The 26,789-nt window shown below is 37.0% G+C and carries 27 protein-coding genes; 11 read left to right on the top strand and 16 right to left on the bottom strand.

Annotated features, from left to right (window positions below; all coding sequences use genetic code 11):
• Positions 1-7 precede the first annotated feature (7 nt).
• The 10 genes from NITER_RS00940 to NITER_RS00985 are packed head-to-tail and all read right to left on the bottom strand — an operon-like array spanning position 8 to position 9,233.
• On the bottom strand, positions 8-1,021 hold the full coding sequence (locus NITER_RS00940; RefSeq protein ID WP_084276500.1) for an EI24 domain-containing protein: 1,014 nt from the start codon (positions 1,019-1,021) through the stop codon (positions 8-10).
• Between the two features lie 8 nt (positions 1,022-1,029).
• Complete coding sequence (gene serS, locus NITER_RS00945) at positions 1,030-2,274, bottom strand: serine--tRNA ligase (protein ID WP_084276618.1); 1,245 nt, start codon at positions 2,272-2,274, stop codon at positions 1,030-1,032.
• A 46-nt stretch (positions 2,275-2,320) separates the two neighbouring features.
• Positions 2,321-2,977 (bottom strand): gamma-glutamyl-gamma-aminobutyrate hydrolase family protein, encoded by a 657-nt coding sequence (locus tag NITER_RS00950; protein WP_084276499.1) that lies wholly within the window; start codon positions 2,975-2,977, stop codon positions 2,321-2,323.
• On the bottom strand, positions 2,950-3,918 hold the full coding sequence (locus NITER_RS00955; RefSeq protein WP_084276498.1) for an amidoligase family protein: 969 nt from the start codon (positions 3,916-3,918) through the stop codon (positions 2,950-2,952). Before NITER_RS00955 ends, NITER_RS00950 begins: the two co-directional genes overlap by 28 nt.
• Entirely contained in the window at positions 3,918-4,148 is a 231-nt protein-coding gene (locus NITER_RS00960) for a hypothetical protein (protein ID WP_084276497.1), read from the bottom strand. The genes NITER_RS00955 and NITER_RS00960 overlap by 1 nt, the downstream gene beginning before the upstream one ends.
• Positions 4,148-4,534: a fluoride efflux transporter CrcB gene (gene crcB, locus NITER_RS00965; protein ID WP_084276496.1), complete on the bottom strand. Its 387-nt coding sequence runs from the start codon at positions 4,532-4,534 to the stop codon at positions 4,148-4,150. The genes NITER_RS00960 and crcB overlap by 1 nt, the downstream gene beginning before the upstream one ends.
• Positions 4,531-4,878: a DUF190 domain-containing protein gene (locus tag NITER_RS00970; RefSeq protein ID WP_084276495.1), complete on the bottom strand. Its 348-nt coding sequence runs from the start codon at positions 4,876-4,878 to the stop codon at positions 4,531-4,533. Before NITER_RS00970 ends, crcB begins: the two co-directional genes overlap by 4 nt.
• Before the next feature lie 10 nt (positions 4,879-4,888).
• Positions 4,889-5,878, bottom strand: a complete 990-nt coding sequence (gene trpS / locus NITER_RS00975; RefSeq protein WP_084276494.1) for a tryptophan--tRNA ligase — start codon at positions 5,876-5,878, stop codon at positions 4,889-4,891.
• An 11-nt stretch (positions 5,879-5,889) separates the two neighbouring features.
• Positions 5,890-7,278 (bottom strand): ribosome biogenesis GTPase Der, encoded by a 1,389-nt coding sequence (gene der, locus NITER_RS00980; protein WP_084276493.1) that lies wholly within the window; start codon positions 7,276-7,278, stop codon positions 5,890-5,892.
• Positions 7,275-9,233: a mechanosensitive ion channel family protein gene (locus NITER_RS00985; protein ID WP_231988954.1), complete on the bottom strand. Its 1,959-nt coding sequence runs from the start codon at positions 9,231-9,233 to the stop codon at positions 7,275-7,277. Before NITER_RS00985 ends, der begins: the two co-directional genes overlap by 4 nt.
• 50 nt (positions 9,234-9,283) lie before the next feature.
• Between NITER_RS00985 and NITER_RS00990 the strand changes: the two genes are divergently transcribed.
• Genes NITER_RS00990 through recG form a run of 10 tightly spaced genes read left to right on the top strand, consistent with a single transcriptional unit; the run spans position 9,284 to position 17,752 of the window.
• Positions 9,284-10,021: a DUF3108 domain-containing protein gene (locus NITER_RS00990; RefSeq protein WP_143779655.1), complete on the top strand. Its 738-nt coding sequence runs from the start codon at positions 9,284-9,286 to the stop codon at positions 10,019-10,021.
• Positions 10,014-10,892: a DMT family transporter gene (locus NITER_RS00995; RefSeq protein ID WP_197685340.1), complete on the top strand. Its 879-nt coding sequence runs from the start codon at positions 10,014-10,016 to the stop codon at positions 10,890-10,892. Before NITER_RS00990 ends, NITER_RS00995 begins: the two co-directional genes overlap by 8 nt.
• 1 nt (position 10,893) lies before the next feature.
• Positions 10,894-11,430 (top strand): Uma2 family endonuclease, encoded by a 537-nt coding sequence (locus NITER_RS01000; RefSeq protein ID WP_084276491.1) that lies wholly within the window; start codon positions 10,894-10,896, stop codon positions 11,428-11,430.
• Positions 11,427-12,233, top strand: coding sequence for a 3-deoxy-8-phosphooctulonate synthase (gene kdsA / locus NITER_RS01005; protein WP_084276490.1), 807 nt, complete (start codon positions 11,427-11,429; stop codon positions 12,231-12,233). Before NITER_RS01000 ends, kdsA begins: the two co-directional genes overlap by 4 nt.
• Positions 12,230-12,694, top strand: a complete 465-nt coding sequence (gene ribH, locus NITER_RS01010) for a 6,7-dimethyl-8-ribityllumazine synthase (protein ID WP_084276489.1) — start codon at positions 12,230-12,232, stop codon at positions 12,692-12,694. The genes kdsA and ribH overlap by 4 nt, the downstream gene beginning before the upstream one ends.
• Positions 12,694-13,113, top strand: coding sequence for a transcription antitermination factor NusB (gene nusB / locus NITER_RS01015; RefSeq protein ID WP_084276488.1), 420 nt, complete (start codon positions 12,694-12,696; stop codon positions 13,111-13,113). The genes ribH and nusB overlap by 1 nt, the downstream gene beginning before the upstream one ends.
• Entirely contained in the window at positions 13,094-13,636 is a 543-nt protein-coding gene (locus NITER_RS01020) for a Uma2 family endonuclease (protein ID WP_159445339.1), read from the top strand. Before nusB ends, NITER_RS01020 begins: the two co-directional genes overlap by 20 nt.
• Positions 13,633-14,679 (top strand): dehypoxanthine futalosine cyclase, encoded by a 1,047-nt coding sequence (locus NITER_RS01025; RefSeq protein ID WP_084276486.1) that lies wholly within the window; start codon positions 13,633-13,635, stop codon positions 14,677-14,679. Before NITER_RS01020 ends, NITER_RS01025 begins: the two co-directional genes overlap by 4 nt.
• Before the next feature lie 41 nt (positions 14,680-14,720).
• Positions 14,721-15,962, top strand: coding sequence for a M16 family metallopeptidase (locus tag NITER_RS01030; RefSeq protein WP_084276485.1), 1,242 nt, complete (start codon positions 14,721-14,723; stop codon positions 15,960-15,962).
• Complete coding sequence (recG, locus tag NITER_RS01035) at positions 15,959-17,752, top strand: ATP-dependent DNA helicase RecG (RefSeq protein WP_084276484.1); 1,794 nt, start codon at positions 15,959-15,961, stop codon at positions 17,750-17,752. Before NITER_RS01030 ends, recG begins: the two co-directional genes overlap by 4 nt.
• Here the strand turns inward: recG and hpf are convergent.
• From hpf to NITER_RS01065, 6 genes are read right to left on the bottom strand one after another with little or no spacing between them, the layout of a single operon-like run.
• Entirely contained in the window at positions 17,746-18,288 is a 543-nt protein-coding gene (gene hpf / locus NITER_RS01040; RefSeq protein WP_084276483.1) for a ribosome hibernation-promoting factor, HPF/YfiA family, read from the bottom strand. The two genes, recG and hpf, sit on opposite strands and share 7 nt — an antisense overlap.
• Positions 18,289-18,340: 52 nt before the next feature.
• Positions 18,341-18,766: a hypothetical protein gene (locus NITER_RS01045; RefSeq protein ID WP_084276482.1), complete on the bottom strand. Its 426-nt coding sequence runs from the start codon at positions 18,764-18,766 to the stop codon at positions 18,341-18,343.
• On the bottom strand, positions 18,766-19,647 hold the full coding sequence (locus NITER_RS01050; RefSeq protein WP_084276481.1) for a prepilin-type N-terminal cleavage/methylation domain-containing protein: 882 nt from the start codon (positions 19,645-19,647) through the stop codon (positions 18,766-18,768). The genes NITER_RS01045 and NITER_RS01050 overlap by 1 nt, the downstream gene beginning before the upstream one ends.
• Entirely contained in the window at positions 19,644-20,309 is a 666-nt protein-coding gene (locus NITER_RS01055; RefSeq protein WP_084276480.1) for a prepilin-type N-terminal cleavage/methylation domain-containing protein, read from the bottom strand. The genes NITER_RS01050 and NITER_RS01055 overlap by 4 nt, the downstream gene beginning before the upstream one ends.
• On the bottom strand, positions 20,306-25,321 hold the full coding sequence (locus NITER_RS01060) for a Calx-beta domain-containing protein (RefSeq protein WP_084276479.1): 5,016 nt from the start codon (positions 25,319-25,321) through the stop codon (positions 20,306-20,308). The genes NITER_RS01055 and NITER_RS01060 overlap by 4 nt, the downstream gene beginning before the upstream one ends.
• Before the next feature lie 11 nt (positions 25,322-25,332).
• Positions 25,333-26,073 carry a pyrroline-5-carboxylate reductase gene (locus NITER_RS01065; RefSeq protein WP_084276478.1) on the bottom strand — a complete coding sequence of 247 codons (741 nt, stop codon included), beginning with the start codon at positions 26,071-26,073 and terminating at the stop codon, positions 25,333-25,335.
• Between the two features lie 77 nt (positions 26,074-26,150).
• On the opposite strand from NITER_RS01065, the gene NITER_RS01070 reads away from it, so the two are divergent.
• On the top strand, positions 26,151-26,786 hold the full coding sequence (locus NITER_RS01070) for an outer membrane protein assembly factor BamD (protein WP_084276477.1): 636 nt from the start codon (positions 26,151-26,153) through the stop codon (positions 26,784-26,786).
• Positions 26,787-26,789 lie beyond the last annotated feature (3 nt).

Consider the following 26,789-nt stretch of genomic DNA (forward strand, 5'->3'; position numbering starts at 1 on the left):
GGAGTAGTTACTGCTCCTCTTTCTCTTCTTGATATTCTTGTACATCTTGTTTTTCTTGTTCAGGTAGCGAAGGCTCCTCTTGAGAAGTAACTTCTTCATGATTTATAAACTTTTCTTCTATAATCCAGTGAAAATAGAGGTCCATAACAAAAAATGGTGTAAAAATACTAATAATTGGTATAAAATTTAAAAGGGCAGAGACCAAAGATGCCAAGAGAAAATATCCTTTATGCTCGCGAAAACTTTGCATCTCTTCATTCGTACATAATAGTGAACAAACCCCTAAAAATGCAGACTCTTTATAGAGCCAAGCCCAGATGAACCACACGGCCAAAAAGTTTGCGATAGGAATAAAAAGGATAGGCAAAATCAACAGAGATGCTATAAAAAACCACACTATATCCCAATAGAGTCTTCCGTATGTTCTTACATTAGAAATATCCGTTTTTGTAAGCTCAGTGTCACCTAAATGTTTTTCCATTAAAGCTCTAATAAAAGCTTCACGAAAAGTAAAGATAACGAGATACTCACTAATGAGAAAACAGTTGTAAAAAAGATAGGCTGCAAGGAGCCATGCAAGTCCTTGTGAGACGGTGTCAAATGGTAAAAGTGTCAAAAAACGGCGAATTTCATAGTCAATAAAATCCCACCGATACATAATTGCTGCTGCCCAAAAAACTGAAAAGAAAAAGATGAGTGTGAAATTGATTGCTTCAAAACGTTTCTCTTTTTTACCACCAAGCAAAAATCCACTAAAAAGTCCGATAAAGAGCGCATAACTTACCAAAACTGCTACAAACCAGATAAAAAATGTAATGATAAAAGCACCATTTGCTCTTATAATTGAAAATGGGACCCATGAAATGATGTGTGCGGTAAAACTTGTTACTGGATCCCAAAAGAGCCAACCAAGGCCTAACCATACAAAAAGTAAAGGGATACCGGTAATGAGGGCCAACTTAATAGTATCGAGACTTAACATATCATTGATAGATTGGATAATGAAACTATTGATTTTCATAATGGCTCCTATATATAAGGGTGTAAAACTTCAGGGATCTCAATCGTTCCTTCTTTCGTTTGGTAATTTTCCATAATAGCGATAAGTGTCCTTCCAACTGCTAGGCTAGATCCGTTGAGCGTGTGGACAAGGAGATTTTTCTTGCCATCTTTGTAGCGAATTTGTGCACGGCGGGCTTGAAAATCTCTTGTATTGGATATAGAGCTAATCTCTCTATATTTTCCCTGCCCTGGAAGCCACACTTCAAGGTCAATTGTTTTTGCTGCGCTAAAACCAAGATCACCTGTACAAAGCATCACATGACGGTGGGGAAGTCCCAGTTTTGTAAGCAGACTACTTGCACACTCTACCATCTCTTCAAAGACATTGTCGCTCTCTTCTGGCTTCGTGATTGCAACGAGCTCTACTTTGTCAAACTGGTGTTGGCGTATCATTCCTCGCACGTCTCGACCACCGCTTCCTGCCTCTTTACGAAAACATGGCGTGTAAGCTGTGAGTTTTATAGGACTTTCAAGATCTTTTATAATCTCATCTCTGTAGAGGTTTGTAAGAGGCACTTCTGCAGTTGGTATAAGATAGAGATCTTCATCACAGACTTTGAAAAGATCCTCTTCAAATTTTGGTAATTGTCCTGTTCCAAGTAGAGTTGTGCTGTTCGCCATAAAAGGCACGCAAACCTCTTCAAAGCCATACTCTTTATTATGATCGAGCATAAAGTTAACAAGGGCTCTCTCTAGTCTTGCTGCTTCCTTTTTAAGCACACTAAAGCGGCTTTTGGCTAGCTTTACACCTCTTTCAAAATCGATCCAGCCAAGGCTTTCTCCTAGTTCCCAATGCTCTTTTGGCGTAAAATCAAACTCTTTGGGCTCTAAAATAGCTTTTATAACAACGTTATCCTCTTCATTTTCACCAACTGGTACATCTGGATCTGGGGGATTTGGGATTGTTAGAGCAAGTGAAGAGAGTTTCTCTTCTAAATCTCGTACCACTTCTTGGTGTGCTGCAATTTTTCCTTTATTGATTTCAAGCTCATTTTTCAGCTCATTGATATCTTTGCCTTCTCTTTTGTAGACTCCAAACATCTTAGATAAGCTGTTCTGTTTTGCCTGAAGTTCTTGCAGAGCTGTTTTTTCTCTTTTGTACTCTTCAAATAGTTCTTTGAGTTCAGCTAAGAGTTTCTCTTCAACTCCTTTTGTTTGCAGTCTTTGTGCAATTGTGTCAAAATCTTTTTCTAGTGCTTTGAGATCGATCAACACTGCCTCCAATACTCTTTTTGTTAATTATAATGCAAATATGCTTTTAAAGGTTTGAATCTTTAGCAAAATAGGCAAAGAGTTTTCTGTGTGGCTGTATGTAGGGGAGATACTCAGGATGCCACTGCACGCCAAATATTGGTAGTTCTATGTGTTCTATTGCTTGGATGATGCTATTTTTATCTTTTGCTGCTACTCTTAGACCTTTCCCAAGTCTATTAACAGCTTGGTGATGCAAGGCATTTGCTTTGATGGTGGAGGCTTGGAGAACTTTATGAAGTTTTGTATGTGGGAGAATTTCTATAGTTTGGAGGGGTAGAGGAGTGTAGGGGTGATGAAAGGTGAGATCTAAATTTTCTATGTGAGGATGGAGATCGCCTCCTAGTGCTACATTGATAAGCTGCATACCTCTGCATATTCCAAAAACAGGAAGTGCTTTTTGGAGGGCTTTTTCAAAAAGAGCAAACTCTAAAGCATCTCTTTTTTTATCACAAGCATGCTCTAGATTCATGCCATAGGCACTGGGGCAGATATCTATGCCGCCACTTATAAGCAGTGCATCAAAATCTTTTGGGGGTGTTGCGTCTGGATGGACAAAGAGAGGTTTAGCACGAGAGAGTCTGAGTAGAAAACGTATAAAAAACCAACTTCTAAGACTCTTATATTTTGAGCCAGTTACAACAATCCGTTTTTCTCGAGCCACTTGTAAACTTTATCTATCCAAAGATCTTTGATAAACCATAGAGGTGTATGTTGAAATTCCTGGTATTCATGCATGAGATCATATAGCTTTTGCTTATCAAATGCCACTTTTTCTACAAGGCTCCATTGATTGAACTCAAATGCGATGCTCCAGGTAGGATCATCTATTTTTGAGTTTGGAAGGCGGTAGTGAAAAGCCGGTCTTGGATTTAATTTTTGTTCCGGTAATTTTTCTTTTAGTGAAGGCTCTATAAAAATGAGCAGTGGTAAAAGATCCAAAGCTCTGTTTCTTGTCGGATTGTAGAAGATATAATCATTGGCAAAATGCTCAAAATCTGGAGTGTATGAAAAATCTAAAATGAGATCAATATACTCCTGCTCAAATGGTTCAATAAACCATGTGAGTTTTCTTGTGAGGTCCACATCGATTTTTTCGGAAATATAATCTTGTAGTAGTACAAAACTGCGTAAAATATTTAAAAGAATTTCTGCTTCAAATGAAGGCGCCTCAATATTGATATGCATTCCAAAAGCGTATAGAGTTGATGCACCTGTACCAAGGGCTCCATTTTTGCGAAGATTTTCTTTGAGTTGCTCTATGCTTTGGAGTTTATTAAAAGGAATTGGTGGAGTGACGATCTCATAAGGAATAACAAGCTCGGACAGAGAGTAGATAAGTTCTTTGAAAAGATCAAAATCTTTAAAGAGATAGTGCTCACTTGTTTTACGCAAATATACTGAATCAAGATAAATTGAAAAATCTCCAAACTCTGTCTGTTTGATGATGGTTTCATACTCATCGACTACTTCTACCTGGCCGCCAAAGAGGCTTTGAACAATATGAGCACACTGGAGAGGTTTAAGTCCAGCATACTCTATCTCAAAGCCCGCTTTTCTAGTTTGGCCATTCGCATTTTTTATAAGGGGAGGCAGCTTGAACATTAGATCTCTTTTGGACAGCTCATCTCCACAGAGATTCTAATCTCATCGCCCTCTTCATAGGCGTAAAATCTATGTTTTTTGCACCAATTAGCATTGGCGTGATTTGCAAGTCTAAGCGCTTCAATTTCTGCTTCTTCTTTCGTTTTAAAACTTTTATTGAGCCATTTTTCATGTAGAGTCTCATCTTTTTTTGCACATCCACACATCTTATCCATAACAATTTTATACATCACAAACCTCCATAAATTTTTTTGAAAAGTATTATAGCAGCAAATGTTGAAGAGATTGTGAGCGTGACATTGAGGATGATATTTAAAAGCCCTTTTAAATATAACCCCTCTTGAAAAAGCAGAAGAGTTTCCAGGCTAAATGTAGAAAATGTAGTAAGTGCTCCCAAAAAACCGGTCACAAGCATAGCTTTGTATAAAGGATTGATAGTCTGCTCGAAATAGAGATACAAAAAACCTATGATAAAACTTCCAAGTACATTGACTGTAAGCGTGCCTACGGGAAAAAAGAGGCCACTTAGTTTTTGTACATAGGTTGCAATGAGGTAGCGGCTGATTGCTCCAAAAAATCCCCCGATACCTACCGCCAAAACAGTACTAAAGTTCATTGCTCAAACTTTGGATGTTTGTAGAGGAGCACTTCTATATCTTCAAGAGTCACTAGTGCTTCAGTGAGCATTGAATCGATGCTATTCAAAAATCCTCGTATCTTAGCCTCGCTATCAATCATCTCAATAATAAGCGGAAGCTTTTGACTCATACTCCAAACATTGAAAGTATGTATTTCACTGTGGGCTCCCATTCCTGCTGCTGCTTTGTAGACAGTAGCACCAGCGACACCATACTCTTTTGCTTGATGTAAAATTGCCTGCCATAGAGGTTTACCATTGCTTCTATCGTCATTGTCTATATAGATTTTGAGTTTTTTTCTGTTTCCTAAGTAGCGTTTCATATGGGATCCTTTATTGTGTTTGGCAGCTTACCTCGAAAATCGCTTTGTTAACAGCTTGCATTTTTTTTGCAGCCTCTTGTTTTGCTTTTTGCTCCCCTTTTTGAAGTATTATAGCGATATCTTCATTACTAACACTCTCTCTTCGCTCCCGCATAGGCTCAAGCACTTTTTCGATCGATGCAGCGCACCACTTTTTACACTCTACACATCCAATACCTGCGCTACGACAGCCCTCTTCAACTTTTTGAATAGTCTCTTCATCACTGAAAGCTTTATGATAATCGTATATGAGGCATACTTCTGGGTTTCCAGGATCGGTTCTTTTGACTCGTTGTGGATCTGTTTTGGCTACTCGTAATTTACTCCATACCTCTTCAGGGGTATCACTTAAGAAGATGGCATTATTGTAACTTTTGCTCATTTTTCTACCATCAAGTCCAAGAAGTCTAGGTGTTGGGCTTAAAAGCTCTTTTGGCTCGGTAAATATTTCACATTCAAAAAGATGATGAAAACGTCTGACAATCTCTCTTGCGATCTCTAAGTGGGGCTTTTGATCCTCGCCGATTGGCACAGCCTGGGCATCATAGAGCACAATATCTGCAGTTTGCAAAACAGGATAGGTCAAAAATCCAGCTGTGTGGATATCTTTATTTTTGATTTGTGCAAGTTGGTCTTTGTAGGTAGGATTTCTCTCAAGCCATCCAAGAGGGGTAATCATATTAAGAAGCACATAGAGCTCCGCGTGCTCTTTGATAGCACTTTGGATAAAGATAGTACTTTTTTGCGGATCGATTCCAGCAGCTATCCAGTCTCTTACTAACTCGATGCTAAGATTTTTGAGATTGAGTTTGTCTTCATAACTGGTTGACAATGCGTGCCAATCAGCAACAAAGAAAAAACACTCATTTTCCTTTTGCAACTCTACCCAGTTTTTCAAAACTCCAAGATAGTGTCCAAGATGCAATTTCCCAGTAGGTCTCATTCCACTAACAATACGCAAAATCTTCTCCTTTAATAGCTTTCTTCTTCAATATGTTCATCTCTCTCACCCCGTTTTCTTGGACGAAGAATAATAGGAGTGCCCTCCAAATCAAAATTTTCTCTCAAGACGTTTGCAAGATAGCGTTTGTAACTAAAGTGCAAGCCTTCAGGTCTATTCATAATAAGGGCAATTTTTGGTGGTTTTGTATCATACTGTGTTGCATACAGTATTTTAACCGGTTTTCCTTTGTATGAAGGGATTTGATGGCGAATTTGTGCCTCTTTTATAACACGGTTGAGTTGTCCTGTTGGAATCCAGGTAGAGTAGTTTTTATAGACTTTTAAAATCAGCTCAAAAAGTCTATCTACACGTTTTCTTGTTTTTGCACTGAGTGTAATAATAGGTGCATAGCTTAAAAATTTAAACCTATCTCGCACCTCTTTGATAGACTCTTCATAACTTTTTTGGGCAATATCCCATTTATTAAGCACGATTATACATGCTAGCTTGTATTTATCGATATAGCCGGCGATCCTCTCATCCTGCTCAGTGATTCCTTTGCTTGCATCCAAAACCAAAAGCGCCACATCAGCACGCTCAAGCATCTTTTGGGTGCGATTGAGGGCATACTTCTCAATCCCTACAATCTTTCCTCTTCTTCTTATTCCTGCTGTGTCGATAAAGGTTATAACTTTATCATTATAAAGAGTACTCTCATCAATCGTATCTATAGTTGTTCCTGCAACGTCACTCACAATGGAGCGCTCCTCTTTGAGGAGGGCATTTAACAAAGAGCTTTTTCCAACGTTGACGCGTCCAAGAATCGCTACATTGATTTCATTCGATTCTTCTTGCTTTTTCTCTCCCTCATTGATAGCTAACAGCTCATCAAAATCTGGCTCTTCGTCAATTTGTAACTCTATGGTCTCTTTTTTTGGAAGCTGGCTCTCTACCCAATCGAGCAGCCTTTTTACTTTTCGATTGTGACTGACTGAGATGGGAAAGATATCTTGTGTGCCAAACTCATAGAAGTTCCAGACATTCTCTTCTTCTTTGTCGTTATCGATTTTGTTGACAACAAGAGCAATTTTTTTGCCAAGTTTTTGCAGTGATCGAAAGATCTGTTTATCCTCTTCATCAGGAAGTTTTTTGCCATCTACCATGTATAGGATGATATCGGCATCTTTGGCAGCTTCGAGGCTTTTTTGTTTTACTTTTTCAAAAAGCTCATCTCTCTCTTCAATGCCTCCGGTATCTAAAATTTCAGCCTCTTTTTGGCCAATCTGCGCAATACGCCGCTTTACATCTCTTGTTGTACCCTCTGTTTCACTCACAATTGCATCCCGCTGTTTTAAGATTCTATTGAACAGACTGCTTTTGCCAACGTTTGGTTTTCCTATAATTGCTATCTTTTTCATTCTTTTTCCGGTAATTTTTCTATATAAAGTGATTCACTTGGAAATGCAAAGTCGCTTCCATGTTTGCTGACAATTTCCATAATTTTTAGATTGACATCTTCTCTGATTTCTAAATATTTAGCCCAATTGGCGGTATTGGTAAAGCAGTAGATAAAGATGCTTAGACTACTATCTTCAAACTCATCAAAATTGACCAAAAGGGTTGCGTTTTTTGCAATTCCAGGATGGGATTTTAGCATATTTCTCAAATCTTCAACAATCGCTTGCATCTGCTCATGTGTTGTGGAGTAGACTAGACCTATGCGCATCTTGATACGTCTGATATTACGCCTGGAAAAATTTTCTATAGGATTGTTCGCAATCATCTGATTTGGAACAGTCACAAGCGATTTTTCAAAGGTTCTTACCTTTGTGGTGCGCAGACCTATATCTTCCACTGTTCCTTCTACATTGCCCACTTTGATCCAATCATCGATTTTAAGTGCACGATCGGCTAAGATACTAAGCCCTCCAAAAAGATTGGCTGCTGTATCTTTTGCTGCGAGTGCAAAAGCTAAACCACCAAGTCCAAGGGAAGCTAAAAAGGCGCTTACATTGATGTCCCAAACTTGTAAAATGGAAACAAGCCCAATAGCAAGGATAAAAATCTTCAATGTTTTTATGAAAAAAGCACCAATCTCACGGTAAAGCTCTCTTCCAAATCGCTTAGCAAATTTATAAATTGTCTCATCTAAAACTTGTACCATATTGTAAAAGATCCAAAAAATCTCAAAAAGTATTAAAGATTGTATTGTTTTATTAAAAATTGCATTTTCAATATCCATTACAATAAAAGCAAAATAGAGCCCTACAATAATAAACGCAAATTTAAGTGGCCCTTCTATGACTTTAAGAAGCTTATCATCAAATGTTGTAGTAGTAAGTTTTGCCAATTTATGAACGACTCTCAGTACAATAAAGGTAAAAACTCTACGAAAAACTAAAAAAAGCAAGAATATTCCAAATCCCTCAGCAAACTTATATAGAGGCATACCTAAAAATGTGTTTGTAGTAGCAAAAAGTATGATCTCTTTTTTAATTTGGGCAAATTTTATCTTCCAATCACCAACCTTTTTATTGAGCATATAGATCATTGTTGTCTCTATTGCATTGCTCAGATACTTATTTGTTGCATGCTGCGTGATATAGTTTTTTATCTGTTCGGCTATGTCGATTGCTTTGGTTGAGTGCTTTTTGAGATAGTAAAAGAATGTGTTTAAATTGTATGTAAGCCACTGATCGATAAGTTTCTCTTTTTTCCTATTTTGGTAGTTGATGAGTTTTTGCAAATATGCAACTTTATCTTGATTTTCTAAAATCTGCCAACGCTCTTTTTCTATGGAGAGTTTATTTATTTTCTTTTCGATATATGCGATGCCTTTTTCTGTTTTTTCTATTTTTATTTTGTTTGTTTTTTGAAAATCTATAAATTTGATTTTAGCAAGGAGCCTATCAAGCCATTGAGGATAGGATTTGAGTACTGTATCAATGAAATTTTGATTTTTTTGTAGCTGTTTTTGGTAGTAGATCTTTTCGAGCTTGAGTGTTGGATTATTTGGATCATCTTTTAAATTCTCTTCTATATCGTCTAATTGGTCTTTGATATTGTGGATAGTCTCTTTTGTTGCATAGGCTTGTGCTATGAGATCTGTGATTTTTTTATATGTTTGAATAAAATTACTGTTTGATTTGATTTGAAAATCGTCATCTTGCAAAAGTTTTGGCTTAGATTGAAGCGTATCAATAATCTTTTTAATGAGCGTTTGCTGCAGTTTGTAATCTGGTGATGATTTATTGAGGTCTTGCAAAAGTTTTTCAAAAACTTTTGGATCGTTTTGCCCTTCTATAGAAGCGTTAATATCAAAGGCAAAAAGGCTAAGTCCAAGTAGTAGTATTGAAAAGATCTGTTTTAGCATCACTGCTCTTTTATAAAGTTTTGTTACAATTTTATCAAAAAAGTGGGATTATGCGTTTTTTTCTCCTCTTTCTTTGCATTGTATCAGTTTATGCAAAAACAGTTGATGCTGAGTATAAAGTTACATTTGGACTTTTTGGAACAGTTGGAAAAGCGTATGCCCATTTTGAGAGTAATGCTACCAATTATGCAATTTCTATCAAAGCAAAAGCAGCAGGAATTGCAAAAGTCTTTGCAAATAATAGGGTTGAGGAGTATGGGAGCCAAGGAACTGTCACCAAAGAGGGTATTTTAAAACCAAAAATTTTTTATCGACTTAAGCAAACTTCCAAAAGAAGAGATTTTAAAAAGTATATATTTGATTATGAAAAGAAAACAATAACACTTTTGACAGATAAAGAAAAGTATGGAGTATTTCATACACGCAACAAAGAGATTTTGTCCTATTTTACCAAGAATGATGTTTTAACACTCTATTACAATCTTCATTTCTATCTACGCCCTAATCAAAACCTATATAGGTTTCAAGCTGTAGGAGGATCTGAGCAAGATGGCAAGATTGATGTGAAAATTTTGCAAGGAAAAGAGAGGGCTAAAATCCAAAAACTTCTAAAAGTTGATGGACTCTATCTTGCGGTGAAACTCTATCAAAAGATCTTTGCTAGCAAAGAGGGGCAACTGTATGTGGTATTGGGCAAAGATAATATCGCAAAAAGAGGACTTTTAAAAGATGTGATCTTTTTTGGGGATGTGAAAGGGATTTTGGTAAAAAAGGAGGTGCGTGAGTAGGATTGATAAGGGTGTTTTGTATATGCTTTTTGCTTCACTCCTCTTTGCTGGTATGGGTGTGTTTGCCAAGCTTTTAAGTCAAAATCTACCAAGTTTAGAAGTGGTCTTTTTTAGAAATGTTTTTGGAGTTTTTTTAGTTGGTGCATCTTTAGTGCACAAACCTATGAGACATGAGGGAGGAAGGCCATGGCTTCTCTTCTTTCGTGGATTTATCGGTTTTTTAGCTCTTTTAATGTTTTTTTACGATATTGCCCATATCCCTTTAGGGGAGGCTATGACCTATTCAAAAACCTCACCTATTTGGACAGCAATTTTTGCATATCTCTTTTTACATGAGGTTCTCAATAACCGGCAATGGATGGCTATTATTATAGGATTTTTAGGAATTGTTCTCATAACCGATCCTTTCAATACCCCATTTGATAAGTATGATCTTTTGGGCATATTAAGTGGTATGGGAGCAGCACTTGCTTATACCAGTGTTCGAGAGCTCAAGCGTTATTATGATACGAGGGCTATCGTGCTCTCATTTATGGGAGTAGGCACTGTTGGACCGGTTATTTTGATGCTTGCAGCTCCATATATACAAAGTAAGGAGCTTGATTTTTTGTTTGCTTCATTTGTTATGCCACAAGGGATACTTTGGATTGAGATTGTTTCTATGGGACTTTTGGCAACTTTGGCTCAGATCTATATGACAAAAGCGTATGGAGTAACAAAGGCTGGAATTGTAGGAGCGGTGAGTTATTCTAATATTGCGTTTTCAATTCTTTTTGGCATTCTTTTTTTAGACGATCCATTGCCAGAGACTATTAAGATTTTGGGTATAATCTTTATTGTCATAAGTGGAATAATGGTAGCAAGGAAATAGTATGGCTGCACTGGAACTTTTGGATAGATATACGTATGAAGATTATAAAAAATGGGAAGGGCGTTGGGAACTTATCGATGGTATTCCTTATGCTATAAGCCCAGCACCATATCCGAAACATCAACGGTTACTTCTTAGAACAGCAAAAGAGTTGATAGATACGTTGGAGTGTAAGGAATGTGAAGTATTTATTTCACCTATTGATTGGAAAGTAAAAGAGGATACTATTGTGCAGCCAGATGTTGCTATATTTTGCGAAGATACAGAAGAGCAATATTTTACAAAAACGCCTCCTGTAGTAGTGGAGGTGCTCAGTGAAGCAACAGCATATAAAGATTTGACGACCAAATTTGAACTTTATGAAAAAGCTGGTGTGCACTATTATGTGGTGATCAATCCAAAACGAAAAGTTGCAGAAGTGTTTTACAATAAAGGCAAAAAGTTTGAACTTTTAGGATATTTTGAAAAGGATGGAAAAGTAGATATGCAGTGGGATGGGTGCAAAGCTTCAATCGATTTTACAAAGGTGTTTGCATGATTTTGATAGCAGGACCATGTGTTATTGAGAGCCAAGAGCAGTTAGAGATAATTGCTACTGATCTTAAAAAATACCATAAGTCGGAGCAAATTGATTTCTATTTCAAAGCCAGTTTTGACAAAGCTAATAGAACAAGTCTTGATAGCTACAGAGGTCCAGGTCTTGAAAAAGGGCTAGAGATGCTAGCTAAAATCAAAGAGGATTTTGGCTACAAGATCCTCACAGATGTGCATGAGAGCTATCAGGTGCCTAGAGTAGCTGAGGTAGCAGATGTGATTCAGATTCCAGCATTTTTGTGTCGCCAAACAGATCTGCTTGTAGCTGCTGCAAAAACAAAAAAAATCGTCAATATCAAAAAGGGACAGTTTATGCACCCTGAGGATATGAAATATAGTGTTTTAAAAGTCCTTAAAACTAGAGGCATTGAAACAGCAGATTATGAATCAAGTAAAAAAGCTGGTATATGGCTCACTGAGAGAGGTACAACCTTTGGATATAGAAATTTGGTAGTGGATATGCGCAGTTTAGTTATTATGCGAGAGTTTGCTCCAGTTATTTTTGATGCGACTCATGCAGTGCAGATGCCAGGGGGAGCAGGAGGAAAAAGCAGCGGGAATAAAGAGTTTGTAGCACCTCTTTCACGCGCTGCAGCTGCTGTTGGAGTAGATGGATTTTTCTTTGAAACTCATTATGATCCAACATGCGCTTTGAGTGATGGACCAAATATGGTTACGCCAAGTGAGCTTGAAGCAATAGTAGAGGATATTTTTAAGATTAAAACAGTTTTAGAGGAGAAAAAATGAGAGTTATAGAGGGAAAACTACGATTAGATGGAAGTGAAAAAGTTGCGATTATTGCAAGCAGATTCAATCATATCATCACAGATAGATTGGTTGAAGGGGCAAAAGATGCCTTTTTGCGGCACGGAGGGGATGAAGATAATTTGGATCTTATTTTAGTTCCTGGCGCTTTTGAGCTTCCTTTTGCTTTGGATAAAGTATTGTCAGCACAAAAATATGATGGAGTCTGCTGTCTTGGAGCAATTATAAGAGGCTCAACGCCCCATTTTGATTATGTGGCAGCAGAAGCCACCAAAGGTATAGCCAATACAACACTTAAATACCAAAAACCGGTGACTTTTGGCGTCTTGACGACCGATACAATTGAGCAGGCGATTGAGCGAGCAGGGAGCAAAGCTGGTAATAAAGGGTTTGAGGCTATGACTGGGCTTATAGAATTAATTGATCTTTACAAAGGGCTTTAATGGCAACGCGTCATCAAGCACGAGAAGCGGTTATTGGGCTTTTGTATGCCTATGATTTAGGTAATCCCGAAATTAAGAAGTTTGCTGAAGATATTTTGGAAGAGAAAAAGATCCGCAATAAGCAAAGAGAGTTTGCTTTGGGGCTTTTTAAAGGAGCGGTAGAGCATCTTGAAGCGATCGATGAAGCGATTAAAAAACATCTTGAGTCTTGGGATATGGAAAGAGTGGGGCATATAGAGCGAGCAATTTTGCGCTTAGGTGGCTATGAACTGCTCTATACCGATCTCGATCCTGCTATTGTTATCAATGAAGCAGTAGAGCTAGCCAAAAAGTTAGGAACCGATCAGAGTCCAAAATTTATCAACGGTGTTTTGGATGCTATTGCAAAAGAGGCAAAAGATGGAAGCAAGAAAGCTTGAGCATTATGCTTATCAAGATTATCTAGAAATTGATAAGAATACAAAAGAGCGAGTAGAGCTTATATTTGGGCGTATCTACATGATGGCAGGAGCTAGTGCAAAGCATCAAGATGTTGTATTAAATATTGCCATTACACTTCGCAATGAAAGTAAATGCAAGCCTCGCGTAGCTCCGTATGATTTGAAACTACAATGCAGTTTTGATTCCAGTGTAGAGCCAATCAATGTAGTTCAACCAGATGTGATGCTTTTTTGTGAAGATGAAAAGCTTCCATGTGCTATTTTTGAAGTATTGAGTCCCTCAACTGCTTCCAAAGATAAAACGGACAAATTGGCTTTGTATGAGTGCGCCGGGATTAAAGAGTATTTTATCGTGGAGCCTGAATACAAGGTTGTAGAGCGGTTTGTTTTGGAAGGAAAGAAGTATCGATTTGATGCAAACTATACGCAAAATATGAAGATGTGGATTGAGTGTATCGGCAAAGAGGTGGATGTGAGTGCTTTTTTTGAAGGAGTGGAATGAGATTATCAAAAAAAGATGCGATTGATTTAATTAAAAATGCAGACTTAATTGAGCTTGGGCAGATGGCCTTGGCAAAAAAGAGAGAACTGCATCCCAAAAAAATCACCACATTTATTGTTGATCGCAATATCAATTATACTAATATCTGCTGGGTAGATTGCGATTTTTGCGCATTTTACAGAAAGTCAAAAGACGAAGATGCCTATATTTTAAGCTATGATGAGATTGATCAAAAAATAGAGGAGCTTTTAGAAATTGGTGGAACGCAGATCCTCTTTCAAGGCGGTGTCCATCCAAAGCTGAAGATTGACTACTATGAAGATCTAGTTGAGCATATCCACAAAAAATATCCTGAGATTACTATCCATGGATTTAGTGCCGTAGAGATTAGCTATATTGCTAAGGTAAGCAAGCTGAGCTTCAAAGAGGTTTTACAGCGCCTCAAAGCTAAGGGGCTCAGTTCTATTCCAGGTGCTGGAGCAGAGATCTTAAGTGACAGGGTGCGAGATATCATTAGCCCGAAAAAACTAAGCTCCCAAGAGTGGCTCGATATCCATCAAGCTGCTCATGAAGTGGGAATGAAGACAACGGCAACGATGATGTATGGAACAGTGGAGAGTGATGAAGAGATAGTAGAGCATTGGGAGAAGATCAGAGATCTTCAAGATAAGACGGGTGGATTTCGTGCCTTTATCATGTGGAGCTTTCAGCCACACAATACAGCGTTACAAAAAAAAGGAATCGTAACCCACAAAACAAGCTCTAACCGCTATTTGCGGCTTCTTGCAGTAAGTAGGCTCTTTTTAGATAATTTTAAAAATATCCAGTCTTCTTGGGTAACACAGGGAAGCCATATAGGTCAAATGGCACTCCTTTATGGTGCAAATGACCTTGGTTCAACAATGATGGAAGAGAATGTGGTAAAAGCAGCAGGCGCGCAAAACAGGATGAACCAAGAGGAGATGATACGACTCATTAAAGATATCGGTGAGATTCCTGCAAAGCGCAATACGGCCTACGAGATATTGGAGGTCTATGAATGAGGTTTGTTTTTTTACTTATTCTTTTAGTACAAGGGGTGTTGATGAGTGCAGAGTTAAAGCACATTGAGATAAAAGGTGTAAAAATTCCAGTTATTTATGAAAAGGATACCAATTTACCTATAGCTGGGTTACAAATAGTTTTTCAAAAGAGTGGAAGTATTGAAGATGGGGAACTGCCAGGTCTAGCAAAAATGAGTGCAAAGATGCTGAGTCAAGGCACCAAAAGTCTTGGTAATGTAGGATTTGCTAAAAAACTTGAAGAGCGTGCAGTTCGTTTTAGTGTTACCACTGGTGTAGAGACTATGGTAATGGAAGTAAGCTCTCTCAAAGAGGAGTTGAAAAACGCAATTGAGCTTGTAAAAAAGATTTTTGTCGAGCCAAATTTGACTCCAAAGGCCTTAGAGCAGGTGAAAACAACTACACTTGGATATCTCTCTCGCAAAAAGAAAGATTACGACTATATTGCAAGTATCAATCTTAAAAAGATTCTCTTTGCAGGTACGCCTCTGCAAAATCCAAGTGATGGAACCCAAGAGAGTATTCAAAAAATATCACTCCAAAATATTGAAGAGTTTTTGCAAAAACACTTGGTGCTCAAAAGAGCAATTGTAGTAGTGGGGGGAGATCTTGAGTTTTCCGAGGCAAAGAAGTTAATTCAAGAGCTTTTAGAACCACTTGCAGTTGGCAAAAGCGAGCCATTGCCTTTTTATGAGGCAAGTAGCAAGCAGCAAGAGATAGTTCAAAAAGAGAAAGAAACAAAGCAAGCTTATATCTATTTTGGAAGTCCATATAATGAGCGGGTAACAAGTGATGATTTGCATCTCTCTCGCTTGGCAATGTTTATTTTAGGAACTGGTGGCTTTGGAAGCAGGCTCATGGAGGAGATTCGTGTCAAAAGAGGCCTAGCATATTCAGCTTACTCTATGGCGCGTATCAACAAAAGTCATAGCTACTTTACTGGATATCTTCAAACTAAACTTGAGAGTGCAGATGAAGCGAAAAAACTTGTCAAAGAGGTTATTGCTGACTTTGTTGCAAAAGGAGCAACACAAAAAGAGTTGGAGAGTGCGAAAAAATTTCTTCTGGGAAGTGAGCCTCTACGCAATGAGACACTCTCACAAAGACTGAGTCGCGCATTTCATGAATTTTATACTGGCAAGCCTCTTGGGTATTCTAAAGAGGAGCTTAAAAAGATTGAAAAAGTCACTCTATCTGAGCTTAATGATTTCATCAAAAAACATAGTGAAATAGAAAAACTGAGTTTCTCCATCGTTACACAATGAACGAAAAGCTACGCAAAGCTGGCATAAAAGACATTTTAGAGCTGGCTTTGTTTACTCCTGCATCCTATCACGACTATCGTATAAAAGATTTTATAGATTTCGAAGAACAACTTTTTGAGGTGCAAATCCTAAAAAAACAGAAGTTACAAAAGCTGCAAAAATATCAAGCGTATGCTAAAAATATTCAAAAAGAGATTGCACTCATTTTCTTTCGCACATCTTCGTATCATGATTACACTTTTATAGAGGGTGCTACACTCTATATTAGTGGCAAAATAAAAAAGAGTTTTGGTGAACTACAGTTAATACAGCCACAAAAAATCGCTAACTATAAGGTGGGAAAGATTTTTCCCTCCTATAAAATAAAAATACGAAGTGATATTTTCGAAGAGTTAAAATCTCACTACTTAACAAAAGAGAACCTTCAAAATACTGGACTTCCAGAAGATATATACGAAAGGCTTCTCAAGATTCACTATCCAGATGAGGAGCTTTATCGCGGATTTAAGCGCCATGGTGGATTTTATGGAAAATATCTAGAAGCGCTGAAATTTACTGAAGCTTTTCGCTATATGAAAGGACTCAAAATTAAGCGTATTTATTATCCTTCTGTGTGCAAAATTGAGACCAATTTGGAGCCATTCTATGAGCAACTCCCTTTTACGCCAACAAGCGATCAAAGAAAAGCTTTAGAAGATGCAAAGAGTGATCTAGCTAAAAGTATTGCAGCAAGGCGTGTGATTGTCGGTGATGTTGGCAGTGGTAAATCGCTTGTAATGTTTGGTATAGCCTATATGGCAGGCAAAAAGCGAGCAATTCTTATGGCACCTACAACTATTTTAGCTACGCAACTTTTTCAAGAGGCAAAGAGACTTTTACCATCTTCACTCCGCATTGCCCTTATAACCTCACAATCCAAAGAACAAGATTTAGAGGAGTTTGACTTTATAATTGGTACGCATGCACTGCTGTATCGTAAGCTTCCAAAAGCGTGCGTGGTTATGGTGGATGAGCAGCATAGATTTGGCACAGAGCAGAGGAGTAAACTCAAAAAACTTGTGGAATCAAAAGAGGGAAGTCCCCACTTTTTTCAATTTAGCGCTACACCAATTCCTCGCACCAAAGCGATGATGGAGAGTGCTTTAGTTGATTATAGTTTTATCAAAGAGCTTCCTTTTAAAAAAGATATTACAACCGAAGTGATTAGTAAGGGGGACTTTAAAAGACTTCTTGCTCATATAATAAGGGAGATTGAGCAAGATCATCAAGTACTCATTGTCTACCCAATAGTAGAGGAGAGTGAGCACTATAACTATAAGTCTTTAGAAGAGGCAAGTTCTTTTTGGATGCGCTACTTTGATGGAGTCTACTATACTCACGGTAAAGACAAAGAAAAAGAGGAGATATTGCAAGAGTTTCGCGATAAGGGAAAGATCTTATTAGCAACTACTGTGATAGAGGTAGGAATCTCTTTGCCAAGACTTACTACTATTGTAATAGTGGGAGCAGAAAATATGGGGCTTGCAACGCTTCATCAATTGCGAGGCCGTGTCTCTCGCACAGGCCTTAAGGGATACTGCTTTTTGTATACGCATGATAAAAACAATAAAAGGCTCCAGGAATTTAGCAAAATTACAAACGGCTTTGCAATAGCAGAGCTTGATCTCAAATATAGGAAAAGTGGCGATATATTAAGCGGCAAAGAGCAAAGTGGAAAGATGTTTCAATATCTCAATATGGCTGAGGATAAAGCTATAGTAGAGAGGGCAAAAGCCCTGCTTGATCAATAAAGACCAAATTTTCCGTCTGTTCTTTTGTAAAGTACGCGCGTTTTTCCGCTTTTGTCTTCAAAGACGATGAAGTATTTGTTAGAGTTTTTGAGGATTTCAACTGCCTCTTCTACACTTATAGGTTTATCTACATCAAATGGTGTTGGCACTACTTCGTCAGTATAGTTGAGCGCTTCTTGAATCTCCTCTTCAAGCATAGGAGCTGCCATAATCTCTTCAAGTGAGATATTTTTATGATTTTTGATCTTATCTGCGTAGCGTCTAAGAACCTTTTTTGCTCGAGCAAGTGCCAAATCTATTGCAGCATAGACATCTTTATCTTTTTGTGTGATGACTACATTTCCTTTTTTAGCTACATGGATATCAAATTCAAAAGTAAAACCTTTTTTCCCATTGCGCTCATCTGCTGAGACTGTAGCATTGATACCTGTGATATCGAGACCCAGTTTGAGCAGTGAGTCAGCTGCATCTTTAATATAGGCCTTTATAGGGTCTGTGAGCTCGAAATTTTTCCCATATACGTGCAAATAATCCATTGCAATCCTTTTGTCAAATTTTTTCCCACATTTTAGCAATTTTTAACTTAAATTAGAGTTTTTGAATGGTTCTTTTTACATATGATATAGGTGCACTATCTTGTGCTAAACTTGGTCGCAAAGAGACTTTCGTATCTATTATCAAAGTTTTATTACTCTCTTGGTTGTTAAGATTATTATCAAGCATATTACATCCTGCTGGTAGTCCGCTCCCAATATAGTAGAGGGTTATATTAATATCGAAACTATTTTGGTATGTAAAGTTGACAGCATTGAGACAACTATTGTTTGGATGAGCACTAGCTGCTAAAACCGCATAATCTGTTGCACTTTGTGCAAGAAGTTTTGCTTGTTCATAAATGTAAATTTGCGTAGTTTTAGAGACATTTGTTGAAAGCAAAGAGATAGTAAGGGATAAAATCAAACCAATAATGAGCATAAAGATAATGGCCGTTAACATACTCAATCCTTTTTTCATCAAAAAACCACCTTTGCTGAACAAAATGTTGTATTGTAGTCGCCTTTACCAGAGCGAGCGCAGAGTTTGAGCTCTATGGCTCTATCGAGTCTACGAAAGTTAAATTTTGTTAAATTGGTAATAAGTACGCTTTTTTTCCCATTTTTATAGGTCTGCCCCATCCAAGGCTGATAGTCATAGTAGAGTGTAAGATTATAATCTCCTGGATTTCCTTCTGGAACAAGTGCATAGGCACTACAGGCAAGATAGTAGTGTTCATAGATCTCTTTTGGACTTGTTGTATCTTCAAAATAGAGTATGTCGTTGGAACTGCCTATATATATGCGTAGTTTATTCGTTGTACCAGATGAGGAGTAGTAATCTTTTAAGATGCTTTCATCTGCATTTGGTACTGGGAAAAAAATAGCACAATTATTATTATGTTGCGATATATCTATGCCATGCAATGCTTGAATTATTTTTTGTGCATAATCTAATCTACTCCCTCTTGTTTTTACAGAGGCTTTGGAGGTATTTGCGTCACTTAGATCTATAAAGCCACTCCATCCTGGCTGGTTAAAAGATCCATTATAAGATCCGCGTCGTGCCTCCCACTCATAGCCAATCCATTGTAAAATGGGATACTTTGTAGTGATTGCTAGAGTATGAGGATAAGAGGCATTACCAAATTGAAGAGTCGACTCACTCCCGCGTATGCGATAGGTGAGTCTTTTTGCAATCTGCTCAATTGCTAAGTCTGTTTTATATGCAGCTTCTGAGACATGTTGAGAGAGAATATAGTTTTCATAGGCTTTAAAAATAATATCGCTTCCTATAGCAGAGATAATACCTATGATAATAATAACAAAGATGATTTCAATGAGCGTAAATGCTTTTTTCATTGGAAAATCCTATGCTGTAAAATAGGCTGGCCATTATTACATGCAAAAGCGCGCATAATAAGTATTGTTTTATTATGGGGATCTGTGACATTAGTTTCAATCAATTTTAAATTTGTGGAAAGAGAGCTCGTATCAAGTGAGGGAGAGAGATGAGAAAAAGAGAGATTTGTTTGAGTATAGTCACTACTATCTTGTAAATAGGAGATTTTAGTCTTTATATTCATATCAACAATAAAATCATCTTGCTCTTTTTTAACTGTAATAACTTTGTTATTGAAATCATCTATATCATCTGCAAAGCTCTCCCCACTCTCCAAACCCAATGTATCACTTGCAAAGCGTGAGAGGTCAATTTGTCGTGAAACTGCTCCGATGCGATAGTTTGGGTTGTTGACTTTTGTAGCTTTAAGTTCGTTGTCTCCACCTTTGGTGTTAAGTGCAACGGTATAAGAGGTGTTGTAGTCTTGAATTTTACTATTCTCATCCCATCGATATGTGAGAATATTGCCATTTTGAAAATAGGCATAAAATACAGCCTCTTTTTTGATTATCTCCTCAATAGAAGATGTTGTTTGTGTAAAAATACCAGGAATTGCCATCATAACGATAGATATGACAACAATGGCAAAAATGAGTTCTAAAAGCGAAAAAGAGCGCTTCACCAGTTGATCCTTCTCTCTTCTTCTTTTGAGCTATTGATTTCATCTGTTTGCTTAAAGTCTCCTACGCCATGCCAGATACCAGGATGAACAAAAAGAACCGAAAAGCTATTGGTTGTGGCATTATCATCGAATTGATTGTAGATGAGCCATGAGGATGCATTGATATCGAGGCGAGCTCTGAATGGATACTCTTTGCTACCATCATAGCTAAAAAGCAGTTTTTGTGTACCATTGCTATAGCCTTGCAGAGTTGCTTTAGATAAAGGTGCATTAGCAGTACTTAAAATATCGCTGTTTTTATAAAAAATATTGAAGACTTTTCCAAAAGATGTTTGAGTATGTGCTGTGTTTACATACCATCCTAAATCGTCTATGCTCTCGTTTCCTTCAATACTGGCAGGATCACTTCTATTTGGATCGTAAACTTCATAGTAGAGGTTTACTTTAGCATTATTTGTACTAAATTTATTGACTGATGCATCGGGGGCATGAATACGAGCGTAGTAGAATTTAGCTGATTGATTAGGCTGTTCGCTTCCATTTACATCATCAGTATCTTTTATTATGTTTTTTGTAATGGTAAATGTAAATGGAACAATAGGTTGCGATACAGAACGATCGAAATTAATATGGAAACGGAGGTGTGCAGAACCGTTATCATCTGTTGTAAAAATATTTTTTGAAAAATTTTGCACGATAGCATCAGATGTTGGCGTTTGGATAAGATTACTCTCATTACTCTCTTCATAAGAGATTATAGTGGCTAAAGGAGAGGGTATTTCAGAGTGTGATATAGAAATAGTGGTATCTTTAGCATAACAGCTTTTAGAATAATTGTATGTCGTAGTATTGTCTCGTGCTTTTGCTGTAATATTTGTTTCCATTAACATCGACATAAGTTTTGGTTTTTTAGCTAAATAGGTAAAAGAGTTGTTATTGAAATTATGAACTGATGAGACAAGAGAAAAATGGTCTGGAATAATTGTAATAGTGCTATTATATTCTTGAATTAATCGTTGTGCATCTTGTGTATCGTTACTATCGATTTTGGCAAACTCTTCTCCCTTTTTTTCTTTCAAAACTACTCTAAACACTCCTACATCAGGAAATTGGTAGCTAGTTCTATTATCTTCACCATTGATAAATTGGATTGTTGGGTTAATATCTATTTTATTCATTTTACATTTTTTCGTAGGATCATCGATGGTAATATCGAGTGTAAAACTGCCATTTTGTGTCTCGTTGTAGTCATAAGTAGGCACTCCATTAAAAGTAAGAGCTTGAAAGGAGAGATCGACAGGGACACCTGCTTTGATTTTACTGCTATTAGGAATAGTAAAAGAAAATCTCATAGGTCTAATGGAAAAGTAGTCAGAATCAGCTGATGCACACCAACTTTCCATTCCTTCTTTACATTTTCCATTGATACCTTCATTCCAACAATCTGTCCAATGCATATCGTTTCTTCTACAATATTTAAATTTGAAAAACATCTTTTTCGATGCTTTTGGCCATACATTATTTCCGTTTGGCCATTTGCTTGCTGGTAGCTCAAATCTTCCCGTCGTTTTATTGAAATCTTTCAATGAACCAAAATACCATATATCATTGGGTATCTCGTTTCCATTTTCTACTTTAATAGTTTCTAAAAAAATCCCTGCACTTATGTTTTTATCTGGTTCTAATGCGTCAAAATCATCAGTAAGCAAAATAACATCGAGTTTTATGGGTTTATTAACCACTTTTGTGGTGATATATTTGTGTGCCAACTCCTCTCCTACAGGAACATTGTGATCTATTACGTCAAAAGGTCCTTTGATAAGTTTGTAACGTTTCGTAAAATCATAGTTATCCTCAGCCATACACATATAATCGTAATATGGATAATTACATCCCCAGTCATCGAGGTGTCTTACTCTTCCTTGTGAATCAAAAAGGAAGTTGAGCCAACATCCCTCTTCGTAGTTTCCATTTGGCTCATAGTAAGGCCAACTCCTTGAAGAGTAATCAAAATTCAGCCCTGCACCTGTGCGACTGATAAACCATTCATCTGTTTTGTTGAGATCATTATGACCAAGGATTGTTGTCCAGCCTTTATATCCCATGGTGTCTTTGTATTCATATTTGTTATCGTTGGCTCTTTTGTCTGTATTGGAGTATTTTCTTCTACTATCATTAAGTTTTGATTGAGGAAAGTTGGTCTTTGTCCAGGAGTAGTAGTCTCTATGGGAATTACCATTGTCATTAGCTAAATGATCATAATCTGTAGTAATGGTTGGAATATTGTGCATTGGCGATCCACTCATGGGACCAGGATGATAAGGGTCTGATCCTACATCTTCTCCACCCCATTTAAAACTCCTTTCATGATGGTTGCTATCACCATCATCGTAGTAAAGACCAAAAGATCCATAAGGCCATATGAGAGAATTTCGTTCTGTTGCAAGATAGTAGTTTGCGCCATAGAGGGCATGGAGCTTTTCTTGAATCGTGCCTGTATAGTGATCCCACTCACTCTTTTTTTCTGCTAAAAACTTTCTTACCCTTTCAAATGAATCTTCTCTATTGGGGACAAAAGGCCAAAGTCCCATCTGGGAACAGGTATCTTTCTTGTTTACAAGATCATATTTCGTAATTGTTCTTTTTCCATCAAGTGCAAGAAAAAATGTCCAGACCCAATCAAGATCTGTTTGGTACCAGCAATATGCTACAAATGGACGCTCTTTTGCCATAATATTGGTTCTGTCATATTCTCTATTATGTCCAAAAGGAGAAATCCAGAAGTGTCCTTTGATATTTTCGGAAGGTAAAACATTCTCTGGAACTGCTTCCGCCATTTTTCTACATGTTTTTTCTAGAACTTCTTGGTTATTGAATATTAGATAGTTATAATCATCCAAGAGTTTTAATTCCATATGATCTATATAACACCTTGCATTAGTATAATCGAGGGTATTTATTTTGACAGCTTGTCCATAATAGGCTTTGCGTAGTTTTGATGGATCACAGTGAGAGATTTGCGTATTGCTCCAATCAATAGCAAAAGGTGAGCCCAAAAGATTAATATTGCTAAATCCGTCTCCCATAATTTTATAATATCCATGATCCACAGGTTCTTTTTGATTTTGTTTTTTTACTATGAATCGCTTTTTGGATGTGTCTATTTCTACTTCAATGGCATGAAAACTTTTGGAATTATTCGTTGCAAGCTGATAGTAGTCATTATTATTATATTTATCTTTATCGAAAATAAAATTGTTAAATTTATTTTTTATAGGAAGAGCAATGAGAACTTTTTTGGGGCTATCATCACTACAAAAAATCTCTATACTTTTATTGATATCGTTGAATGGATTGATAATATGAAATCCTGTATCTAAATTAAGAGATTCACAATAACTCTTCGAACATTCACCAAGCCCCAATTTATTTGGCTGGCCATCATAGTAAAAATGTACATTATTGCCAGCTAAATCTATATCACTTTCAGCTAAAAGGGCTCCATGTAGTTGGAAATTATGTGAATTGCTATTGAGGGAAATTTTACCTTTTGCGTAAATATATGCATTTATTTTTGGCCCTGCTCCTCCACCATTTCCATTTATGTTTAAATCATCATTTATATAAATTAAGAGATTCTTACTATCTCCATCCGCATTGATTGAAACACTGTTCTTATCGATAGTAAGACTATTTTTGATAATTATCCTCACTATTCCTTTTTTTGGAAGAGTGATTTTAATATTGTTCCCTTGAAAGGAAAGTTGCTCAAAATAGTAATCTCCCGGTTCAAACTCAAGTGTAATATTGTTTGCATTGAGAGTAAAATTTCCAAGTTTCATATATTTTCTCTTATTATCGCTATAACTGATTGATGGATCGAAATGGAGTGTGACTTTGTGAGAATTGAGCGTGAAGTCTTTATAATCTGTTAGAGTAAAGTGAAAATTTGATGGAATAGCAGTAATTTTGCTACTTTGGAGAAGAGGAAAAGTATATTTATTTTTTGGAGGGTCTTTTTTCTTACAATTTTGCGGATTACCACATCTTTCATCTGAGGAACACTGGAGTCGATTGTTTGGATCATCATAATTTTTTGCCGAAATAGAATCTCCACCGCAGACAATGGGATGTTGTCCATCTACATGTAATGTCTCATGTGTTACAAGGGCACTTAAGAAAATAGAACAGGTTTTGTTATTTGGAAATGGATCTCTCTTTTGCTGATCATCGTTGATGATAGTCCCTTTTGCTCTACTCTTTGCAAAAGTTCCATTATCAGAGATATTTGAGAGTTGTACATAGAACTCTTCATTATTTTCGTATTTTGTATCTCCTATGATGGGGATGGAAATCGTTTTTGAAGTCTCCCCTCGAGAAAATTTGATAGTACCAGAGCGCTTTTGATAATCTTCATCTAAAATAGCGGTGCCATCTTCTGTATGATAGGATAAGGAGAGCTCTTTTGACGGAGCAGGATTTGCTGTTATAGTAAAATAAAGATTTCTTATTCCATTGTTACCCTCTCGTATAGAAGCATCCAAAATAGTAATTTGACTCACTGCATTTTGTGCTTCGAGACAAGTATCATCATAATTTTTCCGATGCCGATAATAATAATATACTCTATTGCAAAGGCGACCACTTTTTTTTATTCTTGCCTGTATAAACACTTTGAATGTAAAATTCTTCTTCTTTTTCTTTGTGAAACAATATACATATTTGCCATGATGATTTTCTAAAGAACAAGATACATCATCGGGCTTATCAGTGGAATATCCCATCAATTCAAAAGCGTTAGCTGTTGTACCCCAATACCATTCAGCAATTTTTTTATATGTTTCAATGCCATCTCTTATTTCAAATTTTTTATTACCTTTTCCTGTAGCAGTTATGGTAAAAGTGACGATATCACCTACTCTTGGATGAGTATTATTTACCTCTTTCGTTACAGAAATCTTTGCAGCAAAAAGAAAAGAAAAAGTAAAAAATGTAATTAAAAATATTCTCATTCATCTCTCCCTTATGATTTTGTTCTTTCATATGCTTTGATAATCGCCTCCAAAAATGCATTTCTCGTGCCTTTTTCTTCTAGCGCTTTAATGCCTGCAGCAGTGGTTCCTGCTGGGCTCATGACTCTGTCTTTGATAATGGCAGGATGTTCGTCTGTTAGATGTGAAAAGCTAAAAAAAAGTCCTTTAACAAACTCATAAGCCATCTCTCTTTTCATACCTGCATTTACTGCACCATCTGCAATAGCTTCTGCTACGAGAGCTAAAAATGCCGGACCACTTCCAGCCACAGCAGTTGCAATATCGAGCTCCTTTTCATTTTCTACCCAAATCACTTTTCCAATTGTTTTGAAAATAGCAATTGCCTCTTCTTTAGCTTTTATATCTCCTGTTATTGCTGTTGTAGAAGCGCCTTTAATAGCAGCAAGGTTTGGCATTGCTCGTATGTAGTGTTTTGCTGGGATAATGTGGAGATCTACTATGGAGGTGCCTGCTAGAATAGAGTAGAGGGTTTGTGCTTCACCTTGCAGTTGACTTGCTACTTCTTGCAGTGCATAAGGTTTTACAGCAAGGAGTATCTCTTTACCTGTAATGTCATAATTTTTTAGTGATGCAGTTTCTACACCATACAGATATGCAATCTCTTTGAGTTTTTTTTCATCTCTTCCAACAACTTGGAGAGGGATTTTTGCTTTTGTAAGTGGAGCGATAATTGCTTTTGCCATTTCACCATATCCAATAATTGCAAGCATATTTTTTCCTTTATTTTTTAAAAATACTAAAGCTATACAAATTTTGTTATAATTTGCAAAACCACGAAAGAGGGTCTATGAAAAAACTGGCACTATACGCATTCATACTTTTTTTTATTATCGGATGTTCTTCTAAAAATGTTTTGGAATATAACAAAAGCGATATCTACTGGTATCAAAAGATGGTTCACTATGTAAGTGTGGGAGATCTAGATAAAGCAGATGAGTATTTTACCTCTTTACAAAGTGAGCACTTTGCATCGCCTCTGCTCAAAGAGGCAACGCTCATTATGGCGCAGGCACATATGGACAATGAAGAGTATCTCTTGGCAAAATATTATCTGGATGAATATATAAAACGCTATGCTGATAAGAAAAAAGAGGAGTTTGCAAAATTTCTTAAAATCAAAGCATCATTCTTAGCTTTTAAAAATATCAATCGGGATCAAAAGCTTCTGCGTGATACGATTGCTGAAGCATTGCAATTTGCAAAAGAGTATCCTAAAAGTGAATATAGTCCTCTTGTACAGACAATACTGACAAAGCTCTATCTTGCACAGTATGTGCTAAATGATGAGATAGCTTCACTCTACGAAAGACGCGGTAAAAGTAAAGCTGCAAAGATTTATAGAAAAAAAACAGAAAATTTCTGGCTCAAAAAAGATGAGATCGACGTGCCAACAAGTTGGTATGATTATCTCATAAACTGGTAGGGG

The sequence above is a fragment of the Nitratiruptor tergarcus DSM 16512 genome (assembly GCF_027946175.1).
Taxonomy (GTDB): domain Bacteria; phylum Campylobacterota; class Campylobacteria; order Campylobacterales; family Nitratiruptoraceae; genus Nitratiruptor; species Nitratiruptor tergarcus.

What these genes read in the sequence shown, in the direction of transcription:
- NITER_RS01060 (WP_084276479.1), bottom strand. Translation starts at nt 25,321, where the DNA reads ATGAGAATATTTTTAATTACATTTTTTACTTTTTCTTTTCTTTTTGCT.
- NITER_RS00960 (WP_084276497.1), bottom strand. Translation starts at nt 4,148, where the DNA reads ATGTATAAAATTGTTATGGATAAGATGTGTGGATGTGCAAAAAAAGAT.
- NITER_RS01065 (WP_084276478.1), bottom strand. Translation starts at nt 26,073, where the DNA reads ATGCTTGCAATTATTGGATATGGTGAAATGGCAAAAGCAATTATCGCT.
- NITER_RS01045 (WP_084276482.1), bottom strand. Translation starts at nt 18,766, where the DNA reads ATGAAAAAAGGATTGAGTATGTTAACGGCCATTATCTTTATGCTCATT.
- NITER_RS01000 (WP_084276491.1), top strand. Translation starts at nt 10,894, where the DNA reads ATGGCTGCACTGGAACTTTTGGATAGATATACGTATGAAGATTATAAA.
- NITER_RS01020 (WP_159445339.1), top strand. Translation starts at nt 13,094, where the DNA reads ATGGAAGCAAGAAAGCTTGAGCATTATGCTTATCAAGATTATCTAGAA.
- hpf (WP_084276483.1), bottom strand. Translation starts at nt 18,288, where the DNA reads ATGGATTATTTGCACGTATATGGGAAAAATTTCGAGCTCACAGACCCT.
- NITER_RS00985 (WP_231988954.1), bottom strand. Translation starts at nt 9,233, where the DNA reads ATGCTAAAACAGATCTTTTCAATACTACTACTTGGACTTAGCCTTTTT.
- NITER_RS00990 (WP_143779655.1), top strand. Translation starts at nt 9,284, where the DNA reads ATGCGTTTTTTTCTCCTCTTTCTTTGCATTGTATCAGTTTATGCAAAA.
- nusB (WP_084276488.1), top strand. Translation starts at nt 12,694, where the DNA reads ATGGCAACGCGTCATCAAGCACGAGAAGCGGTTATTGGGCTTTTGTAT.
- NITER_RS01070 (WP_084276477.1), top strand. Translation starts at nt 26,151, where the DNA reads ATGAAAAAACTGGCACTATACGCATTCATACTTTTTTTTATTATCGGA.
- der (WP_084276493.1), bottom strand. Translation starts at nt 7,278, where the DNA reads ATGAAAAAGATAGCAATTATAGGAAAACCAAACGTTGGCAAAAGCAGT.
- NITER_RS01030 (WP_084276485.1), top strand. Translation starts at nt 14,721, where the DNA reads ATGAGTGCAGAGTTAAAGCACATTGAGATAAAAGGTGTAAAAATTCCA.
- NITER_RS00970 (WP_084276495.1), bottom strand. Translation starts at nt 4,878, where the DNA reads ATGAAACGCTACTTAGGAAACAGAAAAAAACTCAAAATCTATATAGAC.
- recG (WP_084276484.1), top strand. Translation starts at nt 15,959, where the DNA reads ATGAACGAAAAGCTACGCAAAGCTGGCATAAAAGACATTTTAGAGCTG.
- crcB (WP_084276496.1), bottom strand. Translation starts at nt 4,534, where the DNA reads ATGAACTTTAGTACTGTTTTGGCGGTAGGTATCGGGGGATTTTTTGGA.
- ribH (WP_084276489.1), top strand. Translation starts at nt 12,230, where the DNA reads ATGAGAGTTATAGAGGGAAAACTACGATTAGATGGAAGTGAAAAAGTT.
- NITER_RS00940 (WP_084276500.1), bottom strand. Translation starts at nt 1,021, where the DNA reads ATGAAAATCAATAGTTTCATTATCCAATCTATCAATGATATGTTAAGT.
- NITER_RS01050 (WP_084276481.1), bottom strand. Translation starts at nt 19,647, where the DNA reads ATGAAAAAAGCATTTACGCTCATTGAAATCATCTTTGTTATTATTATC.
- kdsA (WP_084276490.1), top strand. Translation starts at nt 11,427, where the DNA reads ATGATTTTGATAGCAGGACCATGTGTTATTGAGAGCCAAGAGCAGTTA.
- NITER_RS01025 (WP_084276486.1), top strand. Translation starts at nt 13,633, where the DNA reads ATGAGATTATCAAAAAAAGATGCGATTGATTTAATTAAAAATGCAGAC.
- NITER_RS00955 (WP_084276498.1), bottom strand. Translation starts at nt 3,918, where the DNA reads ATGTTCAAGCTGCCTCCCCTTATAAAAAATGCGAATGGCCAAACTAGA.